The 24,252-nt window shown below is 32.5% G+C and carries 20 protein-coding genes; 11 read left to right on the forward strand and 9 right to left on the reverse strand.

Features of this window, described 5'->3' with window-relative positions; translation table 11 throughout:
• Positions 1-533: 533 nt before the first annotated feature.
• A complete protein-coding gene (locus NFRAN_RS10865; RefSeq protein ID WP_134485010.1) occupies positions 534-1,988 on the reverse strand; it encodes a GH116 family glycosyl hydrolase in 1,455 nt (484 codons plus the stop codon).
• 708 nt (positions 1,989-2,696) lie between these two features.
• On the opposite strand from NFRAN_RS10865, the gene NFRAN_RS10870 reads away from it, so the two are divergent.
• The 3 genes from NFRAN_RS10870 to NFRAN_RS10880 all read left to right on the forward strand — a co-directional run bounded on the left by NFRAN_RS10870 (position 2,697) and on the right by NFRAN_RS10880 (position 4,700).
• Entirely contained in the window at positions 2,697-2,891 is a 195-nt protein-coding gene (locus tag NFRAN_RS10870) for a hypothetical protein (protein WP_134485011.1), read from the forward strand.
• Between the two features lie 471 nt (positions 2,892-3,362).
• A complete protein-coding gene (locus NFRAN_RS10875) occupies positions 3,363-3,623 on the forward strand; it encodes a hypothetical protein (protein ID WP_134485012.1) in 261 nt (86 codons plus the stop codon).
• A gap of 573 nt (positions 3,624-4,196) precedes the next feature.
• Complete coding sequence (locus NFRAN_RS10880; RefSeq protein ID WP_197731182.1) at positions 4,197-4,700, forward strand: CHRD domain-containing protein; 504 nt, start codon at positions 4,197-4,199, stop codon at positions 4,698-4,700.
• Between the two features lie 244 nt (positions 4,701-4,944).
• Here NFRAN_RS10880 and NFRAN_RS10885 read toward each other — a convergent pair whose 3' ends face one another.
• Complete coding sequence (locus NFRAN_RS10885; protein WP_232038072.1) at positions 4,945-7,365, reverse strand: DNA polymerase domain-containing protein; 2,421 nt, start codon at positions 7,363-7,365, stop codon at positions 4,945-4,947.
• A 343-nt stretch (positions 7,366-7,708) separates the two neighbouring features.
• On the opposite strand from NFRAN_RS10885, the gene NFRAN_RS10890 reads away from it, so the two are divergent.
• Entirely contained in the window at positions 7,709-8,536 is an 828-nt protein-coding gene (locus NFRAN_RS10890) for an SIMPL domain-containing protein (RefSeq protein ID WP_134485014.1), read from the forward strand.
• Positions 8,537-8,695: 159 nt separating this feature from the next.
• On the opposite strand, the gene NFRAN_RS10895 is transcribed toward NFRAN_RS10890, so the two are convergent.
• Both NFRAN_RS10895 and NFRAN_RS10900 read right to left on the reverse strand, forming a co-directional pair.
• Positions 8,696-9,313 (reverse strand): TMEM175 family protein, encoded by a 618-nt coding sequence (locus NFRAN_RS10895; protein ID WP_172602309.1) that lies wholly within the window; start codon positions 9,311-9,313, stop codon positions 8,696-8,698.
• 458 nt (positions 9,314-9,771) lie between these two features.
• Entirely contained in the window at positions 9,772-10,368 is a 597-nt protein-coding gene (locus tag NFRAN_RS10900) for a MarR family transcriptional regulator (RefSeq protein ID WP_232038001.1), read from the reverse strand.
• 251 nt (positions 10,369-10,619) lie between these two features.
• Here NFRAN_RS10900 and NFRAN_RS10905 point away from each other — a divergent pair, with 251 nt between their 5' ends.
• Both NFRAN_RS10905 and NFRAN_RS10910 read left to right on the forward strand, forming a co-directional pair.
• On the forward strand, positions 10,620-11,438 hold the full coding sequence (locus tag NFRAN_RS10905; RefSeq protein ID WP_172602310.1) for a nucleotidyltransferase family protein: 819 nt from the start codon (positions 10,620-10,622) through the stop codon (positions 11,436-11,438).
• A gap of 950 nt (positions 11,439-12,388) precedes the next feature.
• On the forward strand, positions 12,389-12,604 hold the full coding sequence (locus tag NFRAN_RS10910) for a dodecin family protein (protein WP_134485017.1): 216 nt from the start codon (positions 12,389-12,391) through the stop codon (positions 12,602-12,604).
• Here NFRAN_RS10910 and NFRAN_RS10915 read toward each other — a convergent pair.
• The 4 genes from NFRAN_RS10915 to NFRAN_RS10930 all read right to left on the reverse strand — a co-directional run bounded on the left by NFRAN_RS10915 (position 12,601) and on the right by NFRAN_RS10930 (position 16,746).
• Positions 12,601-13,089 carry a hypothetical protein gene (locus tag NFRAN_RS10915; RefSeq protein WP_172602311.1) on the reverse strand — a complete coding sequence of 163 codons (489 nt, stop codon included), beginning with the start codon at positions 13,087-13,089 and terminating at the stop codon, positions 12,601-12,603. The genes NFRAN_RS10910 and NFRAN_RS10915 overlap by 4 nt on opposite strands.
• Before the next feature lie 1,801 nt (positions 13,090-14,890).
• The gene (locus NFRAN_RS10920) at positions 14,891-15,544 is read right to left on the reverse strand and encodes an NADPH-dependent F420 reductase (protein WP_134485019.1); all 654 of its coding nucleotides are present in this window, start codon (positions 15,542-15,544) and stop codon (positions 14,891-14,893) included.
• Between the two features lie 239 nt (positions 15,545-15,783).
• Positions 15,784-16,287, reverse strand: coding sequence for a Mut7-C RNAse domain-containing protein (locus tag NFRAN_RS10925; protein ID WP_134485020.1), 504 nt, complete (start codon positions 16,285-16,287; stop codon positions 15,784-15,786).
• Positions 16,288-16,326: 39 nt separating this feature from the next.
• Positions 16,327-16,746: a secondary thiamine-phosphate synthase enzyme YjbQ gene (locus NFRAN_RS10930; RefSeq protein ID WP_134485021.1), complete on the reverse strand. Its 420-nt coding sequence runs from the start codon at positions 16,744-16,746 to the stop codon at positions 16,327-16,329.
• A gap of 265 nt (positions 16,747-17,011) precedes the next feature.
• Here NFRAN_RS10930 and NFRAN_RS10935 point away from each other — a divergent pair, with 265 nt between their 5' ends.
• From NFRAN_RS10935 to NFRAN_RS10945, 3 genes are all read left to right on the forward strand, one after another.
• A complete protein-coding gene (locus NFRAN_RS10935) occupies positions 17,012-18,259 on the forward strand; it encodes an MBL fold metallo-hydrolase (protein ID WP_134485022.1) in 1,248 nt (415 codons plus the stop codon).
• A gap of 920 nt (positions 18,260-19,179) precedes the next feature.
• The gene (locus NFRAN_RS10940; RefSeq protein WP_172602312.1) at positions 19,180-19,701 is read left to right on the forward strand and encodes a response regulator; all 522 of its coding nucleotides are present in this window, start codon (positions 19,180-19,182) and stop codon (positions 19,699-19,701) included.
• Between the two features lie 102 nt (positions 19,702-19,803).
• Positions 19,804-20,256 (forward strand): hypothetical protein, encoded by a 453-nt coding sequence (locus NFRAN_RS10945; RefSeq protein WP_134485024.1) that lies wholly within the window; start codon positions 19,804-19,806, stop codon positions 20,254-20,256.
• Between the two features lie 391 nt (positions 20,257-20,647).
• Here NFRAN_RS10945 and NFRAN_RS10950 read toward each other — a convergent pair whose 3' ends face one another.
• The gene (locus NFRAN_RS10950) at positions 20,648-21,730 is read right to left on the reverse strand and encodes a radical SAM protein (RefSeq protein ID WP_134485025.1); all 1,083 of its coding nucleotides are present in this window, start codon (positions 21,728-21,730) and stop codon (positions 20,648-20,650) included.
• Positions 21,731-22,388: 658 nt separating this feature from the next.
• Here NFRAN_RS10950 and NFRAN_RS10955 point away from each other — a divergent pair.
• Complete coding sequence (locus NFRAN_RS10955) at positions 22,389-22,892, forward strand: Dps family protein (protein ID WP_232038002.1); 504 nt, start codon at positions 22,389-22,391, stop codon at positions 22,890-22,892.
• Between the two features lie 831 nt (positions 22,893-23,723).
• A complete protein-coding gene (locus tag NFRAN_RS10965; RefSeq protein ID WP_134485027.1) occupies positions 23,724-23,966 on the forward strand; it encodes a hypothetical protein in 243 nt (80 codons plus the stop codon).
• The last annotated feature ends 286 nt before the right edge of the window (positions 23,967-24,252 follow it).

A 24,252-nucleotide genomic window follows, 5' to 3' on the forward strand; every position in this document is an offset into this window, starting at 1 on the left:
TGATACTAACAACAGGAATCTTCTTTGAGACTTGTAGTTAATTTTCTTTGATCTATTTACAATTTTATTCATAATACATACTAGTTTCTTTAACCTAACTTGGAATCCATATTTTTCAGAACAAATAGTAGCAAAATCTGTATTCTTTGTTGTTCTGGAGATAAGTAAATGTTCTAATCATCTAATCCGATACTCTGATAATTTGGTGTAGGGCCAAATATTATAGTTCAACGATCAAAATAATCGTTCAGATGCTATTACAACAGAAAAATCTTTTGAATACTCTTTGATTTCTCAAGGAGTTGTGGACTCGAATATGTACCATTGCAGCATAACGGTCGACATCTATAACTTATCCTAAAAAATCTGATTTGGATATTTCCTATAAATTACAACAATGCAAACTTACAGTTTCTTTAGCGAGTTTACTCCTTGTAAGTACAAGATACTTTAGGACAACTCTTATCGCTTAAAGTGGACTATGATAAATCTATCTATGAAATAAGCTAAAATATTTCATTAAATTGCACTGGCTAGTCAGCAGAAGATTTTAAACCTTGTTTGCATATATGGTCCCATGCTGCTAACCTGATTGATGATATGCCAGTCTTAAACGGATAAGCTCCTTTCCCGTCGAAAGTAATGGGATTAACCCATTCGTGTAACATATTTTGGTTTATTTTATTAGGTGAAATAAATTTCGAAAACAAACTTTGAAAATCTTCTATTTTACCATATCTGTATCTAGAGATCATTTCAATCCCTGTAATCCATGCCCAGAAGGTATGATTATGATATTCATTGGCCTTGAGAACCCAAGGTCCTGTTTTAGTTATCTCTCTTTCTGTTACTAGTGGGATTTCGTTCTTCCAGATTCTTTTCTTAAGAGAATCAAGAGTACGCAGTGCCCTGTTAACTGATTCTGAATCTATTACCTTTTCATGGACTTGAGTCTTTTTTCCATGGATTTGACCATCCTCTTTGAAAGAAGTCTCGTCACTACCTTCGGTCAGGGCCACAAGATACAATGAAATGTCCTGCGTTACAAATCTGTTATGCATTTTTTCGTCTAAATGTAAATCCGCATCCAAAAGATCTACGTAACATTGATCATCTTCTGACCACAAGATTTGTTCTACTGCTAATATGGCTCTTTGGGCCATTTCTTTAATTTTCATGGCATTAGATTGATCTCCAACCTTTAGCAGTAGATTAGAAAGACTCTTTAAAGCGAGAATCCAACACGCCTGACTATAAACGACCTTTCCTGTACGAAGTAATGTATCCATCCAATCTTCATTGTGTTTTTGTTCCAACAGTCCATCACCATCCACATCTCTACTTTGTAAATATTTAACTGCCTTTAGCATGCGGGGGATTAAATAAGTAGACAGATCGGAAAATGAGTTTTCAAAAAATGGGCCTTTTCTATCAGTCGGGTTGACATCCCTGGTTTTAACTGAAATGTTATGGGATAACTTATCAGTATTATTACTTTCTTTCTGTATGTCCATTGATTTGCTTAGTATCCACGAGGTGGCGTGAATCATTAATGCCGTAGAATCAATATCGGGGTTTTGTCCATATATCTCACAAAATCCTTTTTCATAGTATATTGTGGTAGGAAGAGCACCTTCGAATCTAATCAATGTGTTCTCTTCGACAATATTGGATCTAAAATCTAACTCAGGGGAACCTCTTCCGTACAGTAGGGGTTTACCCTTTGCTTTACTAAATTCGAGAACCGCTGGAGAAGCCTCTGTTCCTATTTGATGTGACCAAATCATGGCAATTTGCTTTACTGCTGTCCTCAAATCTCCGGTTAAAAATTGATCTAATAAAATGAATGCTGCATCCCTTGCCCAAATTGCCTTGTAGTATCCACCTGGGTTAATATCATTGTCAGTTTGAGGATTAGTTTGTCGTAGAAACTCTATACAGTATTCATCGATTATCTTTGAATCTATATTCTGAACTATTCCATCCACTATACCGATACCTAATCATTCCGGAAATTTAAATAGCTTTCGGAAAATCTTTTCTGATTATTATTATGATATATTTTTATAATCATGTTGTAAGTATCCTCCTATCAGCAAATTTTGACTGGAAATACTTTTTTTTCATAAAAATTATTACCCATATAGGATTATAGTGCTAAATATATGATACGAAATACTAACATGTCTTTATAATGCGTAGACAGGTATAGCGTATTCGTTTACCGATTGGAGATGGTACCATATTTCAATGGATATCGAGAATGGTACTCGAGATTCGGGTCTGACTAGAATGTAGAACCAGAATGTTGTGACATGGAAATTTTCATGCCGATTTTTGAGTATATTCTTCTAAAAATATCTATTAATTATTTCAAGCAGAGAGCACAAGCAACTTAGAGGGTCTATCACTATTGTATATATATGGAATTCAGGTCTTTTATGAGTAACCATATAGTCAAAAGAATTTTGGCTTTCTACAAAACAAACTATTTTCACTGTGGTTACATATGAATATCAAAATCTATTATAAATGCCAAATTAAAAACCGGCTCTCATTCAAATGTCTACCCTAAGCAAGAAGAAAATACCACTATTTTGAAACTATACAGTATATTCTAATCATAAAAATATAGCAGAAAATTATACTAGTACTAAACTAAGTGTTATATACAAGTAAATAAAATATAAGAGTGCATGAACAAGTTAAATCTTTTCGTAGTTTTAACCATAGTTGCCGCAGCATCAATGTTTGGTGCAACAGTTACTCCAGCTCTAGCACAAGATAATATGACCATGGCCATGGACAATTCAACAATGCCAATGGACCATGGTAACATGACCATGACCATGGACAATGCTACCGACATGGCCGGTAATACAACACAATAAGTGAAATAGAAAAATTTTATTTTAATTTTTTTTTGTATTTGAAATTTTACTAAAATAGAAGAGTAATCATTTTTAAACTAAATATGGTAATTAATCATATTCACTAAGATTAGCTCCAGATTTCACTCTGGCCACTAATATGACGAAAAAATATATTTTTTTGAGATCTAATATTTCATAAATAAACAAATTTTGACTTTGTCATAATCAAATATAAATTACAGATGTTATTAGTTTAGGTAGATCTAGACTCGATATTGGCAACAAGGGTAAAACATGTCCTAATAATTATTTTATGAGGATCCATTTGAAATTTTAACATACAGCAAAGTTAATGCTCTTTACACTGCCGTTTATTCAAGAGGATTTTCATTGTTACTTTATAAATACAAAGCGATGATATCCTTATACAACCAAAAATCTTTATGGACTCGAATAATCTTTTAATATATGGTTTTATGATATTTGTTTATGAATTATAGGTCTCGAATAACATTGGGTATGGCAATCGTCATTTTCGTTGTCGTTACTAGTATAGGAAGCGGTATTTTTCAGGTGTCATTTGGGACATATTGTTTTGACTGTCCTGGGGCTCAGTTTCATTTGGACGAAGCAAAAAAATCTATGGATAACGGAGATTATGATGGCGCAAAGAACCATATCGACCAAGCAAAACAATTGATTGGACAGTCAGAGAATTCCCAGTCTTCAAATAACAGTGCTAATGGTTAAGAGCGGATTCGTTTCAGTGAAATACTAACCTTGGATATTCAACCAATCTAAATATTGTTCCATTGTACTATTTTTTGCTGTTCCTTTGTTTTTGATCCTTTTTTGTTTTGGATTTATTAATTCGTTGCTTTTTGGTGTTGTTGTAGAAATAAACTTTCCACATCTGTTTATTGCGAAATTGGTCAACACACAAATAGTGAATATACGCAGTAAAGTCTTTATCTAAACTGGTTTGAACTTTTGGTTAAAGGCATATGTTATGGAATTGATATTCTGTTCTAGATTGTCTCATCAATATCCTGTATTGTTTTGCTTTGTGAATTTGTTCTGAGGCTGCTGATACATACTGTTATAATACCTGGAATCAAATTTTTCAATTTTACCAATCAGCTATACCAAAGGAAGTTCCTTTATTCAAAGGTGGTAAGGAGTAATAATTCTTTCTTAATTCTTTTACCCGCCTTTTTCATTCGGTTTGCATCTTGTTTTTGAGCCTGCCAAAGTTCTTATGTGAAACCATTGGATACTGATCTTGGCAAAGTGATTATATAGTAGATTATTGTCAATAGATGGATGAGAACTAAAAATATTACAGACTTATTTTTAGCCATGGGATTAGTATTAGGAGGCGTATTTGTTTTATCTTCAATTACAGATGTCGCAACCGTGTTCGCAAATCACGAATTTTCTGCAAATCTAACAGGCCAAGAGGAAGTTCCACCTGTTGATACTCAGGCAACCGCAGAGGCTATATTCGTACCTATCGCACCTGCTAACGAAACTATTGACTACTTCTTGAATTCTACTAACCTCTCGGGAGTAACACAAGGACATATACACAGTGGTGAAAAAGGAGTAAACGGTCCTATTGTGGTAACATTGTTTAGCTATAATACTACACAGGATGCAGTTTCTGAAAATGGCACAATTACCGCAGATAATTTGGAGGGACCATTGCAAGGTAAAACAGTCGCTGATTTGATATCTGCAATGAAAAATAGCAGTACTTATGTAAACTTCCATACCGAACAAAATCCTGAAGGAGAAATCAGAGGTCAATTAAACACCACGAGTTAACAAAATTATTCACAACCTTTTTTGTGACCTTTTTTTCTGATGTTCACAAGCGCTAAAAAATCAATATTCTTTTCGTTTCTTTTTTGATTTATACTACATAGATTTAGCAATTAATTAGTTTTAACAGCATACATAACGTTTATATTATGTAATAATAATTACACGTTGTAAGAGAAATTATAGTTAATAGTAATATTACACCATTAGATTTGATCAATAGATTTTCTGAATTCTCGTAATTTTATCATCTCTGATAAAATACTCTAGTTACTGAATCGTAAGTCTTCTTTAGTATCTCTAAATATCTTTTCTTGTCATAATTAGGGTTATTTTTATTAATTAATTCTATGGGTGTGGCTCTGTTTAAATAATTCTTACTATAAAAATCAGTAATGATGTATTTTATCTGTTCTCCTGCATGTAAATGCGTTCCCCCTTCGGCTAATTTCTTTAGTACACAATTTTCTATAGTTTTTCTGTCCTCACAATCATTGCTGTTCTTCGATATTCTTTTCGTAAATATCAAATCGGTATAGTTAACTTTTCTAGAGATTAACAGACTCTTATATTTTTTATAGATTGTTTCTAAGTGTGGTATTTTCTTTATTATCTCATTAATATTTTCACAACCTGCCATAGTATTTACTAACTCTTGTTGAAAATTTATAAAAAACACGGGGGTGTCATGTCTTCTTGCCTCAATTCCTCGCATTTTTATGGTTCCATCATCAAATACTCCAAAATATCGATTTAGAGCCGGTAATGTGGGACTAGATTTTGAATAATCAAAAACAATCCATTTGTAGACTCCTTCAAATGAGATTGAAAAATCTGTTAGTTCTTCTATTTCTGATTTTAAATCTTTCAGCCTTTTCTTCGAATATGCCATTTTCTTTACGTCTTTTATACTTGAAGTTTTAAGTTGAAGTTCTCTTTCTTTAACCCAAATTGAATCTACAATACCATGAATTATTTCAAATCCATGTCTTTCTGCAATTTTTGACGTAATCGATAATAAATCTCTGGCAAAAGCACATACTGCTATATGCGCATCTATTCGTCCAAACTTTGAATTACTAAATCCTAAGTATCCAAAAGAGGTAACAAGAATCCATTTCAATGCTGTTTGTCTATTGTCATACCGATCTCTTAATTTCATATGACTGTCCGATTGATTGTTGCAATTATTTTTTCTGTATTTGTATTCTAAACGTCTGTCTAACACAGTTTTTAATGACAGTGGAACTATTCCTGTTCTTTTTTTACATATGTGATAAAGATGCTTTAATTCTGGAACCCGATCTTTTGATTCCGATTCCGATTCCGATTCCGGATTACAGCAACTACAATTGATTGTATCAGAAGATATATTCTTTTTTAACATGATGTTTGGATATAATGATACAAAGTCAAATTCTGCTACATTGTCGTATGCTCCTGGTTTTGATTCAAAGATGGATCCTCCTTTGTCCGACTTTAATAAATCAGAGAACGATTTAAATACTTCTGACGTGGTGGGCTTCCAAGGAATTAAAATATCATTTTTTTGGGCATTATAAAAATATAAACTACTAAGACATTTGCCTATTGTGGATCTAGATGCTATTTGCATAGGTATTCTACATATTCTGCTTAACTCGGTCAATCCATCCAAACCGTTATCTTTGTAAATAAATGAGTTATTGATGTCAATATGAGTTCTACCGTATAAGAAAAACGGCCGAGGTCTAAAATACACTCTGCCATAGGAGAAAAATGATGATGAAGAATTGGATCCACCTTCAGTATCTGTATTTAAAAATAATTTGTTCTTTTTTAAAATATATTCGATATTGGCTTCTCTGCTTAGATTTGCTAGTAATTGATTTTGAACTTTATTTACCTTGGCTCTATATAATAGATGTGGGAATAGAAATTGATCGCCTCCCGTAGTAAGAATTATGTCCGGATCGATTCTATTAATCTCGTAAGCAAATTCTAATATCGTTTCCAATTCGTTTTCTTTAAATACATAAAATGCGTCCTTAATTGGGACATCATTATTAAAAACCAGAACTTTTATCTTTAAAATTTCATCTCTGATGTTATTCAATATTGATCTTTTTTCTGAAATCAGTTCAAATGACAGAAACTTTAGCTCTGGTATAGCATATTCGAATGAATCGATATTGTCATTTTTGTCATTACTTATTTGATATTCTTTAAATCCTTCTAAATTCTCCTCCGTATTACGTTCTATGTTGTATATCCCCATAGGATATAGTTCCTTTTCATATAAAAATGCCTGTTCAGGTGATATATCCACATTGTATAAACGATAGTGTCCAAATCGGATAGAAAGTTTTTCAATTCTTTTTGCTAAATTTAATATATTAAATGAATCAGCCAAAGTTAACTTTAAAACTTCTTTCTTATTTTTATGGTTGTTACTAATTGAAGGAGGATACTCGTATTTAGTTTCAAAATTATAACTTTTGATCATTGACAGGATTTTGTTGTCATCTAGTAATGCTAATAGGTCTTTTTTTAGATTCGATGCAACGTATATTGAAGGTGACCATGGATATTCTAATCTTTTTATGCCTCCTTTCTGCTTAATCCATAATACCATTTGATCTTTTATATGATGTATATCAAACAGCCAACCATTTACAGTAGGTCTCATTGTATTCACCGAGTGTTAGTTTGCTTGGTAGTCGAAAAAACACCGTTTATCCAAGAAGAATAAATTAATTTGTATATCAAATTTTGATCGAGTTTTATTAGTGGGGTATTTTCGAATTTAATTTGATATTTCATTAGCATATTAATGAATGTTGTAACATGTTTATAACTATTACCATGTGTATTAATATCCTATACTGTATACTATAATGTTAATTCTGCAATTAGCATTTAAATTGCATTTCGGTCACTCAAGATAACAAAAATAGTATCAATACAACCGATAGACATTTTTCTATCAATACAGAGGTCATCTTAAATATTCGAACACATCTTAACAAACAATGCTGAGTAAATTCAAAAATTTGAATAATGGGAATTGTAGCGTTGTGATTATTTTGCTAGTTGGGGTGAGTTTTGGATTTGTAACTCTTACACTCTTTAGCATGGAGTCTGGTAAGGTTTTTGCCCAAGCCAACGTTTCTAACATGCCCAATAGCACTCATTTTGAACCTCCCAATAACAATACTAATAATAATACATTATATGTCTCAGGGACTGCTACGGGCAAAGTTAGTACTGATTTGGTAACAATATCTGTAGGTGTTCAATCTACCAATATGACAGCAACCGATGCCTTAATTTCCAACTCCAAAATAGTAAATGAAACTATCTCCAATTTAATTGCCAACGGAGTTAAGGAAAATGAGATTAGCACTTCTCAATACACTATTCAACCTAACTATAATTATTCGGAATCCGGGAATATCATAAATACGGTTGGTTTTACCGTTTCTAATATATTAACTATCCAGAGTCCTAACCTCAAAAATATTTCACTTTGGATCGATTCTGCGGTGTCTGCGGGAGCTAACACTATAAATGGAGTAGATTTCAAAGTTTCGGATCAATTACTAGAAAATGTTAGAAATACACTAATTGAACAAGCGATTGTAAATGCAAAGCAAAAAGCAGAGATTACCGCACGGGCGATTGGTGCCTCCATTATGGGTATTAAATCTATATCGATTAATACAGATGGATTCTCCCCTATACCTTTTGATGAACAATTTATGCAAAAAGCTTTTACCTTTGAGGGGTCATCAACACCCATCATCCCCGGAGAACAGGAAGTTACAATCAACGTCCAGATAGCTTATAAGTTTAGGTAACTATTCAAATACTCCATTTTTTTGGTCGACTTATGGTGTCTTGGATAGATGGTCATGTCCACTTTATTAAAAAAATTTTATTCCAATTAATAATATGGACGAGCCTGTTGATAGTCTTATTGCAAACAAAACGTCTGGTGTTGTTAGCAAGTTATCCACCTAGTGTTTGAATTTATGCCGGATCAATATATAGATTGGTATGATGACTAACCAACAATATTGTGCTGCAGTTAGACTAATAAATGAAGTTAATAAGGCTAAAAAAAATACAATTGGTATAATGCTCAGTTGAACTAACATTCCTTTTTTGTATAATGGATGTGTATTTTCATCAATTGCTTTTATCCGACTTGCATACCACCATATTAGTAACATCAGTCCACTTGTAATTATGACTACTGTATAGTAAATTAAGTAGGCGATCTGATATTCGTTAAATGAGATAACCAAGGACGTTGATATTGACAAAATAGTAATTAGCAGTAAAAAAATTAGATTTAGATGCACAATTGTAATATGTGATTCTTTTATGTGATTGAATACTTGATGATAAGAAATCCAGAAAAGAGCTATAATAAAGAAACTTAAAATATATGTTTCTAACTGAGGTATCATGTCGACGAGTTCTTGAACAAGTTGTTGTTCAGTGAGATTTGATTCAAGATCGGGAATGTCAACCGTCAAGGCCATCAAGGTTAGTGCAAAAGCAAATACTGCATCACTAAAAGTGACCATGTGTTCTAATTTAATTTTAGGAGCGAAAGCCTTGGACGACACACCTAATAATTCATTTTGAATCATGATCTATTTAATTTTATTAATGAGATGACAGAATGAATATACTGCTGGACTCTATTCAAAGTTTAAAGAATATAGACACTACGTGTATGACTATTTTGAAAAACTCTTCTCAACTATGGGCAAAAAGCCGATTTGAATTGCAAATTGGGTGAATAAGCACAGTATGCATAGGACCGAAAATTTTCGTTCCACTCAATAGATAAAAAATAATGATTATGCTCACTTACTTTATTACACGTATTTGAACTAATTCTAGACGAAACTATAGCACAAAAATCGCTCCGATCGATTATGGTTGTCGTTTACTAAATTAAAGGTAGATAATTTACAAAACTCATTGTATTTGAACAAATTTGGTTTATTAGATAAAAATTAAAACTTGATAATATCTGATTATATACTCTTATTGATTGGAATGAATTTTCAATCTCCAATTAAAACGAATCAAATCCTCCCATATCCATTCCTCCAAAGTCTGCGTCACTAAAGTCTCCACCACCGTCGTCTGATGCGGCGCCAGTATCTTCAGCACCTGTAGTACCAGACTCGCTTCCTTGAGCTTCAGCCTGAGTCGTTTCCGCTGGAGTCATTGACATTCCCATAAATGACATCATAGATGTAAACATTACCATATTTATTAATCCAGAAAATAACATCATGGGCATCCAGGCTCTATTATCTTCCATATAGCTTTGCAGTTGGGCCTTATTACCTGTCTCGTATAACTGCTGCATATATTTTGATTTGTTAGATAATTCTTGTTTTTTTGATTCTAAAACCTTGAATCCTACATCTGTAGCATAAACTTCTATTTTCTTACCTCCAAAGAATCCTTTTTTCTCATTAATAAAAACTAATTTCTGAGCTTTTAAATCATTTACAATCAATTCTACTTCGTCCTTTGATAACCGAGTCATTTTTGCTATATCTCCTATTTTCTTGACCCCTCTTGATATTGCATCCAAAACCATGAAATGATTTGGACTTTGCTCTTGAGAACCGTTTGGAGGCATACGTGTATATGAATTCAAAAATATTTAAATCTTAGCGAAAACAAAATTACAAATCCATTTTAGGAAAAATAGTTGAATACCCTCTTTTTAACTCGTATTGTTAATCGATTTAATTTATTGCCTCAATCAAAGCCGAGGTAAAACTGCATGTTAGTGTGAATTTATACCTCGATTTTTGAATCATGTTGGCGAATATTTATTTGAATATATAGATGAACCTTACAGAAAGTAACTTATTTGTTTTTATTGGATCGTACAAAAGTAAACAAATGAAGGCTGTAATTCCAGCTGGAGGATTGGGAACGCGAGGAAAACCTTTCACAGATTATTGTCCAAAAGCCATGATCCCAATAGATGGAAGACCAATAATAGATCATGTAATTAGGTACATTTGCAAGTTTTCATCTATTTCTGAAATCATAATTGTTTGTGAATTTGATTCGTTTGGTAAACAGATCATTAACTATTTTGAAGGAAAGGAAAACCTAATTGGAAAAAAAATCCGATTTATTGAAGATAAGAAAGGTGGCACTGGAGGGGCATTGCTTCAATGCCAAGATCTTTTGAGAAACGAATCTTGCTTTCTGATATGGTATACTGATAATCTTTGTGCGATTGATTTGGATGACATGTATAAAAAATTTGAATTTTTGGGGATTGGTATGCAAGAGAATCATGCTTTGGGAATGATTGTGACCAGGTCTAGGCGTTACGAGGAAACAGGTAGGGTATTGATCAAAAGACGCAACACTGATAACATTTACACAATACAATCCTTTATCGAAAAACCTGTGATAAATCTGGAGTATCCTGAAGCACTAGGAATATATCTTTTTAGTCAGAAAATCTTTGATGTATTATTGCAATATGTCAATTCAAATACTTCACAATCCTTTGATTTGTCTGCAGATATCTTGGCAGCCACAAGACCAGATCTACAGTCGATGTTATACAGTTATGATATAGACAATTCTCAAAAGGAATGGATCGATGTTGAATCTCCTACTTCTATATATAGGAACGCGAAACGCATAAAAACTATTCTCAAACAGATGAATGCCGTAAGAGATCAAGCAATGATGGATTAAACTTTTTTCGAAATCATCGAATTATATTATTTTGGTTAGATACAGATACGTTAATTTGATTGATAAAGTCGATTGATTCATATTCTATGCTTTTTAAGTTGGCAAGCACAAGTCAGAAAGTAATAAAAGTAGAATTGGCTGATAATTACTGGAATGCTTTACCATTGGTATAATTGCTTAAGCAGATGCTATTTTACTGAATCTAATTACTATGTCAATTATGGTAATCTACATCATACCTTACTCATTATTTTTTTGTGTCGATAAAGTATTGAACTTTGCGGCAACTAATCCGAAAACCGTTAATCCAGCTCTAGTCTAGTATCATGATATTCAAGACATTAATGTAGAGTTGTGTTTCTTGGGATACTGTTCCTGTTATGACGCGCAATCCTCACACTTCAATTTATTATGGGATATAGTTTCCAGTAACTGAACCCGTAGAAACAATGCTCAGTAGTACTTTGCGTTGTGATAATCTGCTATCTGAAAACAAATGTTAAATAAAGTCCATCTAATCCTATGCAGCTTTTGTCTAGTTATCAAAGAACAAGACACATATAGAATGATAAATGTTACTTAGGGACCTATTTAATTTAAGCTTTATTCTATATGATACATAATACATCTTACTTTTACGGGTAACATATGTTCATGACCATATTCGGATGAGTTCGATTTTGAAGAAAATAAAGAAAACCGCTAATGGTATTTTCTATATCAAACGACTGATGAATGTAGGTCGTTTATTTTGTGATATCCAAACTGGTGATCTATAATCTTATTTCAAACTATAATCCAAATTTCCATTTCTTATATTTTTGTTGATAGTACTCTATCAATCAAAAATTGGTCGATTTGTATATTTATTTTACTATTAGAGCTAATAAAACTGAGTAAAATATTTCTTTATAGGGTATATAAAGTATAATATTTAAAAAATTGATATAATGACACATGTGGCTAAGATTATTGAAATTGTAGGGGCTTCTCCAACAAGTTGGGAAGATGCAGCGCAGGTGGCACTAGCTGAGGCCAAGAAAACAATTCATGGTATAACGGGTATTGAGCTAAAAGACATGACTGCAAAAGTAGATTCTAATACCGGGAAAATAACCCAATACCACTCGACTGTAAAAATAGCATTTGGGGTAGAACATTCCTAATTCTTTTTTATATTCTTGGGTCTTGTGTTTGTATTATTACTGTTTGTGTTACCTGCATCGGGCAAAAATGCTAGATAACTTATTCTTACAATAAAGGCAATCCCGAATAACAAATACCCTAAATTATAAAACAAATCGGATAGATAGGTGTTTTCATCACTTAGGATACGAAAGAGATCATTAAATCCAAAAATAACGTCTGCAACAAAGAAAATTATTCCCCCCATGGATATAAAAATCCAGAAATTATGTCCCTTGTTTAACGAGATTGTTCTTCCCCTAAGATAAAATATGATCGAACCCATTACTATAAACAGATCAACAATTGGGTAGACAAATAATAAGGTGAGATCTGCTTCGCTGCCACTAAAGGAATGGATGTCGTACACAAAAATTGAAACATACAGGATATAAAATGCTACTAGAGAGAACGTAATAATGGCGCTTAAAATGTAAGCAAGCTCTATTTTGTAAACTTTATTCATTAGCCATAAGAAAGCGAAGAAAAAGATATATCCCATAACATAAAATAAATCCGCAAACGAAGGGTACGCATCTATTTGAAGGTAACCATTGATGTAGCCATACAATATCTCAGCGATAAACCAGCATGAAAATGACAAGAGAATAAATAATTCTCTATTGTTAATTTTGCCTATAGAATTTGAATATTTTAATATAAAAATTAAACTCAAGCCAGAAAGGATACCTGATGACAAAATATTTGCAATATTATAATTACCAAAATTTCCTGAAAAGTATAAAATAAATGCGCATGTCTCAACAACTATAAAAAATATTAAAACCGATTTTATCGACAAATTGCGAATCAAACTTGAATTGATTAAATTAGTCAAGATTCGCAATTTTACTAATATCTAAGTTACAGTCTCATGAATATATTACTTTACAGATAAGAAATTGTCAATAGGTATAACTATGAATAAAATGCTATCAAACTCTAAGAAAATTTTTGTAATTTCACTCGTCAGAAAATAATTTAACAGTTTTTAATTTGGTTTTACTTTTATTTCTATCCATTCATTAATTCAGTTGTATTCATACTCTAGCAAAAACTATGGGCATAATTGAAAATTGTTTGACTAGACTAGTTATTCTAAAAACCTTCTTTCTAAAAAAGTTAATAATGTTATAAGATTTGAAATCAAACCAACCATGGTTTTTAATGAAAAGATAGATTATCTAAAGAATAAACGTTCTTGATAAGACCAATCTCTTGTCTCTGGCCTAATTTTCCTTACACGAGAAGGTTCATCCCACCAACCCATCAATCCTTTGCATTGACTGCATCTAAGTTCGGTTCTTGATCCACTAATTTTGTAAAACTCGATTGTCTTTGACTTGTCTGTTCCAAAACGATTGCAGTTGCAATACTTAATCCAATGCAATATAGTTTGGTGTGGCCAAAATTGCTTTTATACATTCTGAATCATTGATTAGTGGATTTAAGATTATGGAATAATACTAACAAATAGTTAATAATATGTTTTAGGAGTACACACCTCTCTTGAGAAATTGTTGTCTGTTAATTAATGTAAGGTAATCTGAGTACGGGTAATAATGCTATTATCAAATGAATTTGCCTCTCATCTAAATAATTTGATTGGAATTCTGTCCAAATCCATATAAAATAAATTATTATTTCAACATGTGTCCGCCATTGGTTTCTTTTTTATTTTGGAAGTTAATTCACATGGGTTAAATAGACTATTATCTAAGAAATGCAATTCTGTCACGTGCTATTGAGGTACGGAGAGCCAATACAATCTTGCCTGTCATGTACTCTTTTCAGTATGATGAAAGTAAACATCAACCTTCAGAGAAATCAAAAATCCGCTAATTGTATGATCCTATTTATTGAAATACTTTTCCATCTTGTTAGAAAAGATCTCTGGATGATTGTTAGTTTCTTTATACAATTTCTAGACTCTATTTACTTTCGTTCAAAAGTAGCGATCACGAATTATTCTTTTTTGTTAAAATGACACTAGTGCTCATGACTATGCATAGGCAAGTATGGTGAACCTCAAATCTTTGTTATATTTCCATTATTACATCATTATATATTATCATGATAATAGGGGTGAAGAGTCTACCTACATAATTTTTTAAACAACATGCATTTTATGAACTCGATTAAACTTGGGTTATCCAAGATGTCAAAACACGAATTGCTCAATAATTCCATATCCAACTATTGTACTATTGCTGATCGTACTATAGTATTGCGATTTGATAATTTTACACCAGGTTATACTAAGAGGCTTATTTTTTTAATAACTTAAAAGCATGGTTTCCGGAACCTGACTTAATATAGTAATTTATCCAGATCATTGCTAGTGGTTCTAACAGTCTACTTTGGTCAATACCGCCTAGGTCTATTGTTTCCCACCCAAATGGTTTGGTAAGTATTTCAATTACTTTGTTTTTTGCGTCCTGTGAATTGCCGCAAATAAACATTGTGGGTGGACCACATGGAAAATCTGGTCTGATCATATGTGGGTTTCCTATGATGTTGAATGCCTTTACCACAAAGGAATCAGAAAGGATCGATTGAATTATTTCTCCTGCTGATTTATCAAATCCAATTGATAGTCTTGGGGAACTGTTGTCTGTAAAATCTAGCGGATTAGTAGTATCGACAACTATCTTATCTTTAAAATTGGTCGGAATTGCTAGATCAATTGCGTTTTCAGTTCCACTCCATAGTGTTGCGATTATTATTAAATCTCCAAATGCTGAAGCTTCTGCAAATGTTCCTACAAAGGCCTTATCCTTGTTGGTTGCTTCCTGTAGCCATGATTGGATCTCTTTTTTTTCGGGGTTCCTTGTTCCAATCATTACGTGATGGCCCAAATCGATACATCCGCTTCCCAATCTACATCCAACTTCTCCTGAACCTATTATTCCAATTTTCATAATTACAGCTTACGTTTGTTTATCAAAACTTAAATCTTTTTAATTAAAATGTCGTAATAGTAAAGGACGTCTTTTTTTTACAATAATTTGACATTCAAATCTTTGTTGAAAATAATGGTAGTATTCCAATATGTAACGGGCTCTTTCATTAAGTCATTCATTATTGATTGCTCAAAGGGCATACTTGGTAAGGAAGTTTTTATCCAGACAAAAATTCTTAAAATAAAGATTATCATGCTTTATACTTTCAAGTTGTAGTTGATTTCTTCTAATAAAATATTGATATGACTAATATGTGTGCCATTCCAATACACTTTCAGACAATTAGTACATCTATAGGCAGTGTCGATATGGTCAAACACATTGTAAGGTATCTCCTTAATTACAGAGTTCTTATTAACAGTATAGAGAGAGCCGTTACACATCCCACATCGGGTTAATGAATTAGGTAACAAATCTATATGCTTTATTTGACAGCCTTTTAGCAATTCAATTAATATACCTGTTTCATCAATCCGTGATGGTAAGATTACTAGAACTCCTTTGCTTTTTAACCTATGATAAAGTTGCCTATCCTTAGTAACTAGAATTCTCTTCTGTTGGAGAACCTCTTTGATCAAAAGATCATCGCTTATATTTGACTCATACTTGGTATCAAAACCAAACAATCTTAGCTTCTTTGCAATGTTTCCTAGCATAGCATCAATAACAAAAACCGGGTGATTGTTGTATGCGAGACTCATTATTCTTGTATGTAATATATTATTAAATTAATATGCAACCTATTCTCCGATAATTTGTATAATAATTTTTCTTTCTCTTGATCTTGTGTCCAATTCAATTAATATTGTCTGTTGCCATATTCCCAGACATAGTCGACCATTGATAAATGGAATTGTTAAACCCGGACCAATTAAAGATGAACGAATATGTGAATGACCATTCCCATCATGCCATGCTTTGTCATGCTCATAAATAATCCCTTTGGGAACAATTTTATCTAGAGTTTTTGAAAGGTCCTTCTTCAAGCCTGGTTCATACTCTATTGTTGTGATTGCTGCAGTAGAGCCAACGACAAAAACAGTGACAATTCCATTTTGTAATGTACAATCATTAATTGTTGCAGCGACTATGTCTGTTAAATTGATAATATCGTTTTCTCCGCGGGTTTTAGTTGAATATTCGCTAGTTACTATCGGCATTTGAGAAATTGAGAAATACAAATTTATTTAAATTTATTTTTGATTCAAAGTCTTTTGTGTTTCATCGATCTTTACTAATCTTATAATTTTAGTGTTAAAGGATAGCAATAGACATGCGTATCAGTAATGAGTAAAAAATACTTCGAAATTCTTGCCTATTTTTTGACAGATATTTGATTGAATTTGGTTAGTACATTCAACCTATTTGAAAACTTCAGTTTAATGTATTTATGATTTATAAATCACGACTTGTCAAAGAAGAGGCATGCTTTCAAATGTTGGAAACTCCAGAAAAAACAATGACAATAATCTTATAATCAAACCATATGAATTGAAGAAAAAAATGGATGATGGGGATGATTTTATGATTTTAGATGTAAGAACCAAGCAAGAACATGATATGTGGTCCATCTCGTACGACAAATATCGAGATTCTATGCTGATTCCGATTGATACGTTAATGTCTATGGAATCGCTAAAGAAACTACCAAAGGACAAAGAAATTATTACTTACTGTGCACATGGACAGCGTTCATCCTTTGCAGCAATGGCGTTATCTTCAATGGGATATAAGGTCCGTACTGTCGAGGGGGGTATATCCGAATGGAGCAATATATATGATGTAACTGAACTCGAAATTGAAAAGACAATTCCTCTACGAATTTGGCAAATCAGACGCATTTCAAAAGGGTGTATGAGTTATGTCATCGCATCTACAGAGGAAAAAAATGCCGTGGTATTAGATCCTACATGTAGTATTGATAGTGTCATCGATGATCTAATAACTAACCACCAGCTTAAAATTTTAAATATAATTGATACTCATATGCATGCGGATCATTTATCTGGTGCCACGAAAATTGCTTTAAAATACAAGGCTCAGCTTAACATTAGTTCCGTAGAAAAATATGTTCTAGAGGATTTACCCGCAGAAAATCATTTAGTAATTAACCGTCTTAACGAGGGAGATAAAATAAGAATTGGAAATGGATTCTATTTAGAGGCTATTCATTCCCCGGGTCATACTGAAGGAAGTATGAGCTTTACTTTGGATCTCTACAATACCACAGAAGGGGATAACCATAAACTAGATACAACAAACAATTTTCGTAATCATTCTTTATTGATTTTCACAGGTGACACTATATTTGTCAATGGAGTTGGAAGGCCAGACTTGCACAACAAGGCACAAGAATTTACCTCCAATCTCTATCAGACATATAGTAATAAACTTTTCAGTCTGCCAGATGATACTATAGTTTTGCCATCACATTATAGCGAAACCTTTGAACATGATAAACCTATATTTAACACTTTACGATCAATAAAATTGAAATTGGGAAATATTACGCAGTCAGAGAACAGTTTTTCAAAATACGTCTTGGCAAATATTCCTCTGCAACCGATGAATTACGATAAAATCGTAAAAATAAATAAAAATCTCATATCCTGTGAGAATGTATTATTCAGAGATTTAGAAGCCGGACCTAATTCATGTGGAATAAGAACCTGATAACACTCTATATCGATAATTCTTTGTAATGGTGAAATAGCTATAACTATGAGTGAATCTCTAATAGGCAAAGAGGTAATTACAATAGTGATTATCACATATAGCATTGTTTTGATTAATGCATCTAATTTAGATCACAATTTATATGTTAATTACTATGAATATATTGGGAAGTATCTATTACTATTATGTTACTAAACTTCTTATCCTACAAGTAAACAAGTCGATTAATTTGATTCTAACCTGATGGTTACTTTGTCTCGTCTATACCATGGCGACAATTATTTGAAGTGATTGTGTCTATTTACAACAGTATATGCATTTCATAGTTACAATATGTGATAATAGATTGCTAATTCTGGTACTGGTGTGTATTTCCTGGCTGAAAGAGGCAGATGAATGGAAATTTTATCGAACCTATGTGGAGTATTAGAGGGAAATAACTTTATTTCGCATAGAAAACATCTCAATACGTTTGGAATAGAACAATATCTAAATTAATGGTTCCTGTTATTAAATTTGATAGGTGCTTTAGCTGACATATCTTAATATGCAAAAGCTATTGCCAACTACTAGATTCCTTATTTTAGTTTGTCTATATAAATAGCCAAGTGGTTTAGATTGATACTTTAGGTTAGTTGATGTTTTTAACAACATACAAATAATTGTCAATTTTTTGTAACATACTCAAATATATTACAGTTTTAGCTATATTTTGGCTTTTTTCTGAAACTTTTGATTACATGGTTTAATATGAATTGCTCTTCCTAATTCACTATGATTTTGGAAGAAACTAAATTTAATGATATTAAGAGTTACTAATTAGCTAACATTAAATTAATGGTTTATTAACCATGCTATACTAAATTAATACAGACTGTAGGATAATGTCTATCGAATACTTGCAATATGTTGCATCAATGGGTCGCAATAATAGTAGAGGCAAAAAAGGTAAAAGGTTAACAAAATTACCATATAAAGATAAAGATTCATCAATACATTCTAGCAACCCATTTAGAGATAATTCTAGCAAGTATAAAACTGACCGCCACGAGCTAGGTCAAAAGAAGAAATCAATTTTGGTAGCTGAATCAGATCCAGGAATCCTTTCAATTATGAAACACTATCTTAATTATCTTGGTTATGATTATGATGCATTTAATACTGGTTATGAAGTATTAGATTTTTTATATAACTCAAATACAAGTAAAAATAAAAAATATGACATCATATTACTCGATACTCATTTGGATAAGATATCTGGATTAGCTGTCGCAAATGAAATACGTAAAAGAAATTCATCCCAACGTATAATGATAATGAGTACCGCTGCAAAGGAACATCTTCCACACGAGCTTATCAAAAGTGCTAAAGTACATGATGCTGATTTATTTACAAAACCGTTCAGACTTTCGGAACTACTCTGCTCACTTGATCACTAAAGTATATTTTATTGTCGTCAAACTAATTTCATGGTTCTCCCATTAACCAGTACTAAAATTTTATAAACGAGTATTAGAACGAAATCTGAGAGGGTGAAGCGGATGGGTCTACATGCCATTGAAAAGGCGGGAGAACTTGCTGATCAAGTGTCTATTGCAGTCAAAAAATCTAGTGGTAGTTTGGTCCCCGTTTACTACAAATTGGAAGAAATATTGGTTGATTATAGAAAACGTGGTATGGACGTTGACTTAGTCATGCCTGCACTCTTTGAAGTAGATTTAGAACATAACCGAACAATTCCTGATGGTAGATCTATCTGGGTAGCATATGCTGATGTATTACATGATGATCTTTGTCATCCTTCAGGGAGCATCCATAACCTGGTAAAGTCTGGTGGTTCAATTACTGGCACATCTTTGATTCAATTGATACTAGAGAAGCTAAAATTACCCGAAAGTTCAGCTTTGTTGATTGCTCCTATAGCTGCTAGCATACTGGGTCTTGGGGTAAATGCGTTTTGTATGCATCATAAAGAAGATGAGAATAATTCTTAGGCGATTACTGCTGCACGGTGGCTATCTTCTCAACTTGTTCTTTGAATTTGGGAATTCACTCATATATAGTTACTCGTTTTGGGCGCGACATTTTTCATAAATTCACTCATGGTTAAGTTTTTTGCTCTTTGCATCTTTGGTTTCACGCTTCTACGACTCTAAGTTGACGTTTGCTTTGCCTCTGGCTTTCTTTAAGTTATCACATAAGATCGTGACAAAAATTTGAGTCCGTTAACTTGTTTACAGGATTGTCGGAATTTTCTACTGCAATTAAGACATTAAATAACAATTCATGTTGAATAACAATTTCTGACTATTGATTAGATTGTATTATAAACCATTACGCCTATATACTAATCACATCATTGTAACATGACCTGTTTGAATTATGCTAATGACTCTCCAAAATTTTGGTTTCAGGATTTTTGTGAGAAATATATTTGGATAAACCTCGCATATAGTTGCCAGCAAATGTAGTAATGGGTTGAGAAGAATACCATATACAACCTAGAACCTTGCAATCATGACAAGTTCTTGCAATATCCCACTGGGGAGCACTCCATATTTCATCAATACTGTGGGTCAATAGATTGTATGTATTTTCTGCGTCTTTGAATTTCCAGCAAGGTACAAGAACTGACCCATCTCCATTAACAAATACGCTTTTCCATACTCCGCATTCATCGAAAAGTACATGACCGTATTCAAGAATTTGTTTAAAGTACAGATCAGGAATCAGGATACGAGGTCTTTTTTTCCTCTTTGAATAATCTAATATACTTTCACATATTTTATTCATGGTTTTTCTATCTGGAAGAAGCGAATAGTTTACATCCGATCTGTCTTCTACAAAGGTCAAGGAAACAGCATCGGATCCCAATTCTGTTGCCTTATCAAAGTAAGATTGATCGATGAACTCTTCTGTATTAAATTTGGTAATTACACTATTAAAGTAATGAGGAACATGATGTTCTGTCAGTAAGTGAATGTTTTTTACCACTCTGTGAAAAGTCTCTTTGTTGACTCCACGTACTTTGCAATAAGAATCCTCAAATACTGAATCTATACTACATGTAATAAATTGAATGTATTCTCTGAGGTGTTCTAGATCTAATTTATGTAGTAATGAACAGTTGGAAATGAGCGTAATAGGCATTTTGATATCGTAAAGATGTTTTACTAATTCCATAAAATCAGGACGAGATGTTGGCTCTCCGCCTTCTATTATTGACCAGATGCAGTATTTGGAGGTCTTATCAAATATGGTTTTCCATTGTTCAGTTGTAAGATCATTGTTCTTTGCTAATCTGATCTGATTTATCTTATCTGAATCACCAAAGGGACACATGGGACAATAGTAGTTACAATAGTGAGTCAAACTATAAACAGCAATCAATGGACGTTTTTTTTGTACGATTCTGTTTCCAGCCCAATTGCCTAATAGTTTTAGAGTTCTAATTGTATCGACAACCATATTCTAATAGATCTAAAATGGATAAATAATGTTGTTGTCTTCTTCTCCTATTTCATCTTCTCCTTCTTCTTTGTATGTTTATTTTAACCTTTCAATACTCTGTATTTAAATTAATTACTGGGCGATTACAATAGGGATCATAGTACCACTATCCTAGGAATTATGCTTCTAGAAACATGTTCTTTACATGTTGAGTCAAACAACTGAAACAAGAATAGGGGAGTATCACAACGTGTAAGCCTAAACAAAATAGCGTATGTCCTAATTATATTAATTTGCTATACCCTCATTACTTTGTGAACCATAAAATTTGGCATCAACTTTGTCAATAAAAAAATGAAATTTGGCTAGATCAATTTTACTCCTGAAGAATCAATTTTGCTTAAAAACTGGGGCATTATGGCTTGCACGATGTATGGATTTTTTTTACACCGCGAGGTGAAGACAAATAAACCCTTGTTCTGGGACAATTTTGAATAATTTTATTACCTTTCCTATGAGAAGTTTCTCATTTAAGGCTTTACCACTATATCTACATTTTTGTTGAATATTTAGAGTCTAAGTACGTTGTTTTTCAAACAAAAGTCCAACTCTTATGAGGCATCCCATCATTATTTCATGTTATGTATAAAAACTTTTTTCACCATTATAATTCATCATGCTTAAGAAACAAGTTAATGAAATGAAAGAAAATGTGGATATTGGTATTGAATTGGAAAATCGAAAGGGGGTAGTAGGTATCTTAAATATGTTATTAGCAGATGAATATCTCCTTTACACCAAGACTAGAAATTATCATTGGAATGTAGTAGGAAAGGATTTTAAAGAAAGACATGAATTTTTTCAAGAACAATATGAAAAATTGGATGAAATGGTCGATGAAATAGCTGAGAGGACCCGACAATTAGGGGGCTTAACTGTAGCAACGATGAATGAGTTCCTTCAGATCGCACATTTGAAGGAAAATCCAGGTGAATACCCATCTGACATGAAAATGATTTCTAACCTACTAAAAGACCATGAAAGTACGATAAAATTTTTGCGTAAAAGTGCTGACGAATGTGAGGAGAAATATAATGATATGGGTACAAATGATTTTCTAATAGGTCTAATGGAAATCCATGAAAAAATGGCCTGGATGTTAAGGTCCCATTTGGACTAAATCATCGATATAATTTTTGACGGACTCGACTAGTACAGTCATTTTTACTAGGATTTGGTTTCCTTAATGGAATCCAATTGCGCCTAAAAGTACAAGAAAAGTAATCGTAATTAAACAATTTTGTTTCTACACCTTGTCTCAAAATTAAATGGGTGTAATAGCAAAGAAAGCAGGGAAATGTCACCATCATTAATTAATTCTTTGTAAATCCAAAAAATTACAAATTTATTTTGTTGGATGTGAAGGATAAAAGAAGATGACCTTCTAGAATTAATTAGTAAGAAACAAGCAAAACAGATCAAATTAAAAGGTATTATTGCAAGTATCGGATAGATATAAAATTCTAAATAATATTGTCTTCTTTTTCATTCAAAGATAATTCTTTAGTTGTAGACGACAGTCAATACAAGTGACAAAATATTTTAACAATGGCCATATTATTATCAACAATGGAAAGAAAATGGAAAATTATTAATGGTATTGCAGTAGGTGCCTTTATACTTGCGGCTCTATATTGGATAGCCAATGCTTGACATATTTTCTTTGTTACATAGACAAGATTTTTTTCAGTAGCTGCCAATCAGAATCTAAAATCGTCTCTACCATATATTGACCATGTGTGATCCAAATAGCTTTCAATTCCTTCTTTTAAATATGCATCAAATGTAAACTACAACCTGATAAATTCTCAAATAAAACAACACATTATTTTTTCTAAATTTGATTTTGTATACTCGCTAGACCTTTCTGACAAATCTTTATAATTACGTTAGGACTTTATTCAAAATGGAGCACCTTAACAAAATAACTCGTAACCCACCGAAAGTTGTTATGGTATGTGAAGATGGGATAGATCTTTTAGATTTATATTCTAATGTTCTAGAGTTACGATTTGGAGTAATTAAGGTCAGTTCTGGCTGTGATTGCATAAATAAATATGTTGAACAAAAGACCAATGGTTCTAATGTTGATCTGCTCTTCTTAGACTATAAACTTGGGGATATGTTGGGAGATGTGGTTGCTAGACGAATAAAAGAACAATTGTATCAAGATTATCTTGATATCTGCTTATGAGTTGGATGAAAAAATAAAGAACGATTTGGTTGAAAACAAGTATGTTGAAAAAATCCTCCAAAAACCGATCAAAATGCGCGAACTAATACAAGAAGCGATTGAGATGATTTGTTGAAAAATATGTATTCTGATCGTTTATAAAACACGCAAGTGTGTACCTGTAAACTTGCTTTGCATGCTGATCTACAAATTGTCGTTATCAGGCCTGTATCTTTTGCCTTGGGATGGTCGGTCTAATTTTCTACAACCATAAAGGTAGGTAGCTTTCACGTCAAAAATGTTATTA

The organism is Candidatus Nitrosocosmicus franklandus, from assembly GCF_900696045.1.
Taxonomy (GTDB): Archaea; Thermoproteota; Nitrososphaeria; order Nitrososphaerales; family Nitrososphaeraceae; genus Nitrosocosmicus; species Nitrosocosmicus franklandus_A.

Bases quoted from the DNA above. Each gene is read 5' to 3' on its own strand.
- NFRAN_RS10870 (WP_134485011.1), top strand. From the start codon at position 2,697: ATGAACAAGTTAAATCTTTTCGTAGTTTTAACCATAGTTGCCGCAGCA.
- NFRAN_RS10875 (WP_134485012.1), top strand. From the start codon at position 3,363: ATGAATTATAGGTCTCGAATAACATTGGGTATGGCAATCGTCATTTTC.
- NFRAN_RS10880 (WP_197731182.1), top strand. From the start codon at position 4,197: ATGAGAACTAAAAATATTACAGACTTATTTTTAGCCATGGGATTAGTA.
- NFRAN_RS10885 (WP_232038072.1), bottom strand. From the start codon at position 7,365: ATGAGACCTACTGTAAATGGTTGGCTGTTTGATATACATCATATAAAA.
- NFRAN_RS10890 (WP_134485014.1), top strand. From the start codon at position 7,709: ATGCTGAGTAAATTCAAAAATTTGAATAATGGGAATTGTAGCGTTGTG.
- NFRAN_RS10905 (WP_172602310.1), top strand. From the start codon at position 10,620: ATGAAGGCTGTAATTCCAGCTGGAGGATTGGGAACGCGAGGAAAACCT.
- NFRAN_RS10910 (WP_134485017.1), top strand. From the start codon at position 12,389: ATGACACATGTGGCTAAGATTATTGAAATTGTAGGGGCTTCTCCAACA.
- NFRAN_RS10915 (WP_172602311.1), bottom strand. From the start codon at position 13,089: ATGAATAAAGTTTACAAAATAGAGCTTGCTTACATTTTAAGCGCCATT.
- NFRAN_RS10920 (WP_134485019.1), bottom strand. From the start codon at position 15,544: ATGAAAATTGGAATAATAGGTTCAGGAGAAGTTGGATGTAGATTGGGA.
- NFRAN_RS10925 (WP_134485020.1), bottom strand. From the start codon at position 16,287: ATGAGTCTCGCATACAACAATCACCCGGTTTTTGTTATTGATGCTATG.
- NFRAN_RS10930 (WP_134485021.1), bottom strand. From the start codon at position 16,746: ATGCCGATAGTAACTAGCGAATATTCAACTAAAACCCGCGGAGAAAAC.
- NFRAN_RS10935 (WP_134485022.1), top strand. From the start codon at position 17,012: ATGCTTTCAAATGTTGGAAACTCCAGAAAAAACAATGACAATAATCTT.
- NFRAN_RS10940 (WP_172602312.1), top strand. From the start codon at position 19,180: ATGGGTCGCAATAATAGTAGAGGCAAAAAAGGTAAAAGGTTAACAAAA.
- NFRAN_RS10945 (WP_134485024.1), top strand. From the start codon at position 19,804: ATGGGTCTACATGCCATTGAAAAGGCGGGAGAACTTGCTGATCAAGTG.
- NFRAN_RS10950 (WP_134485025.1), bottom strand. From the start codon at position 21,730: ATGGTTGTCGATACAATTAGAACTCTAAAACTATTAGGCAATTGGGCT.
- NFRAN_RS10955 (WP_232038002.1), top strand. From the start codon at position 22,389: ATGCTTAAGAAACAAGTTAATGAAATGAAAGAAAATGTGGATATTGGT.
- NFRAN_RS10965 (WP_134485027.1), top strand. From the start codon at position 23,724: ATGGTATGTGAAGATGGGATAGATCTTTTAGATTTATATTCTAATGTT.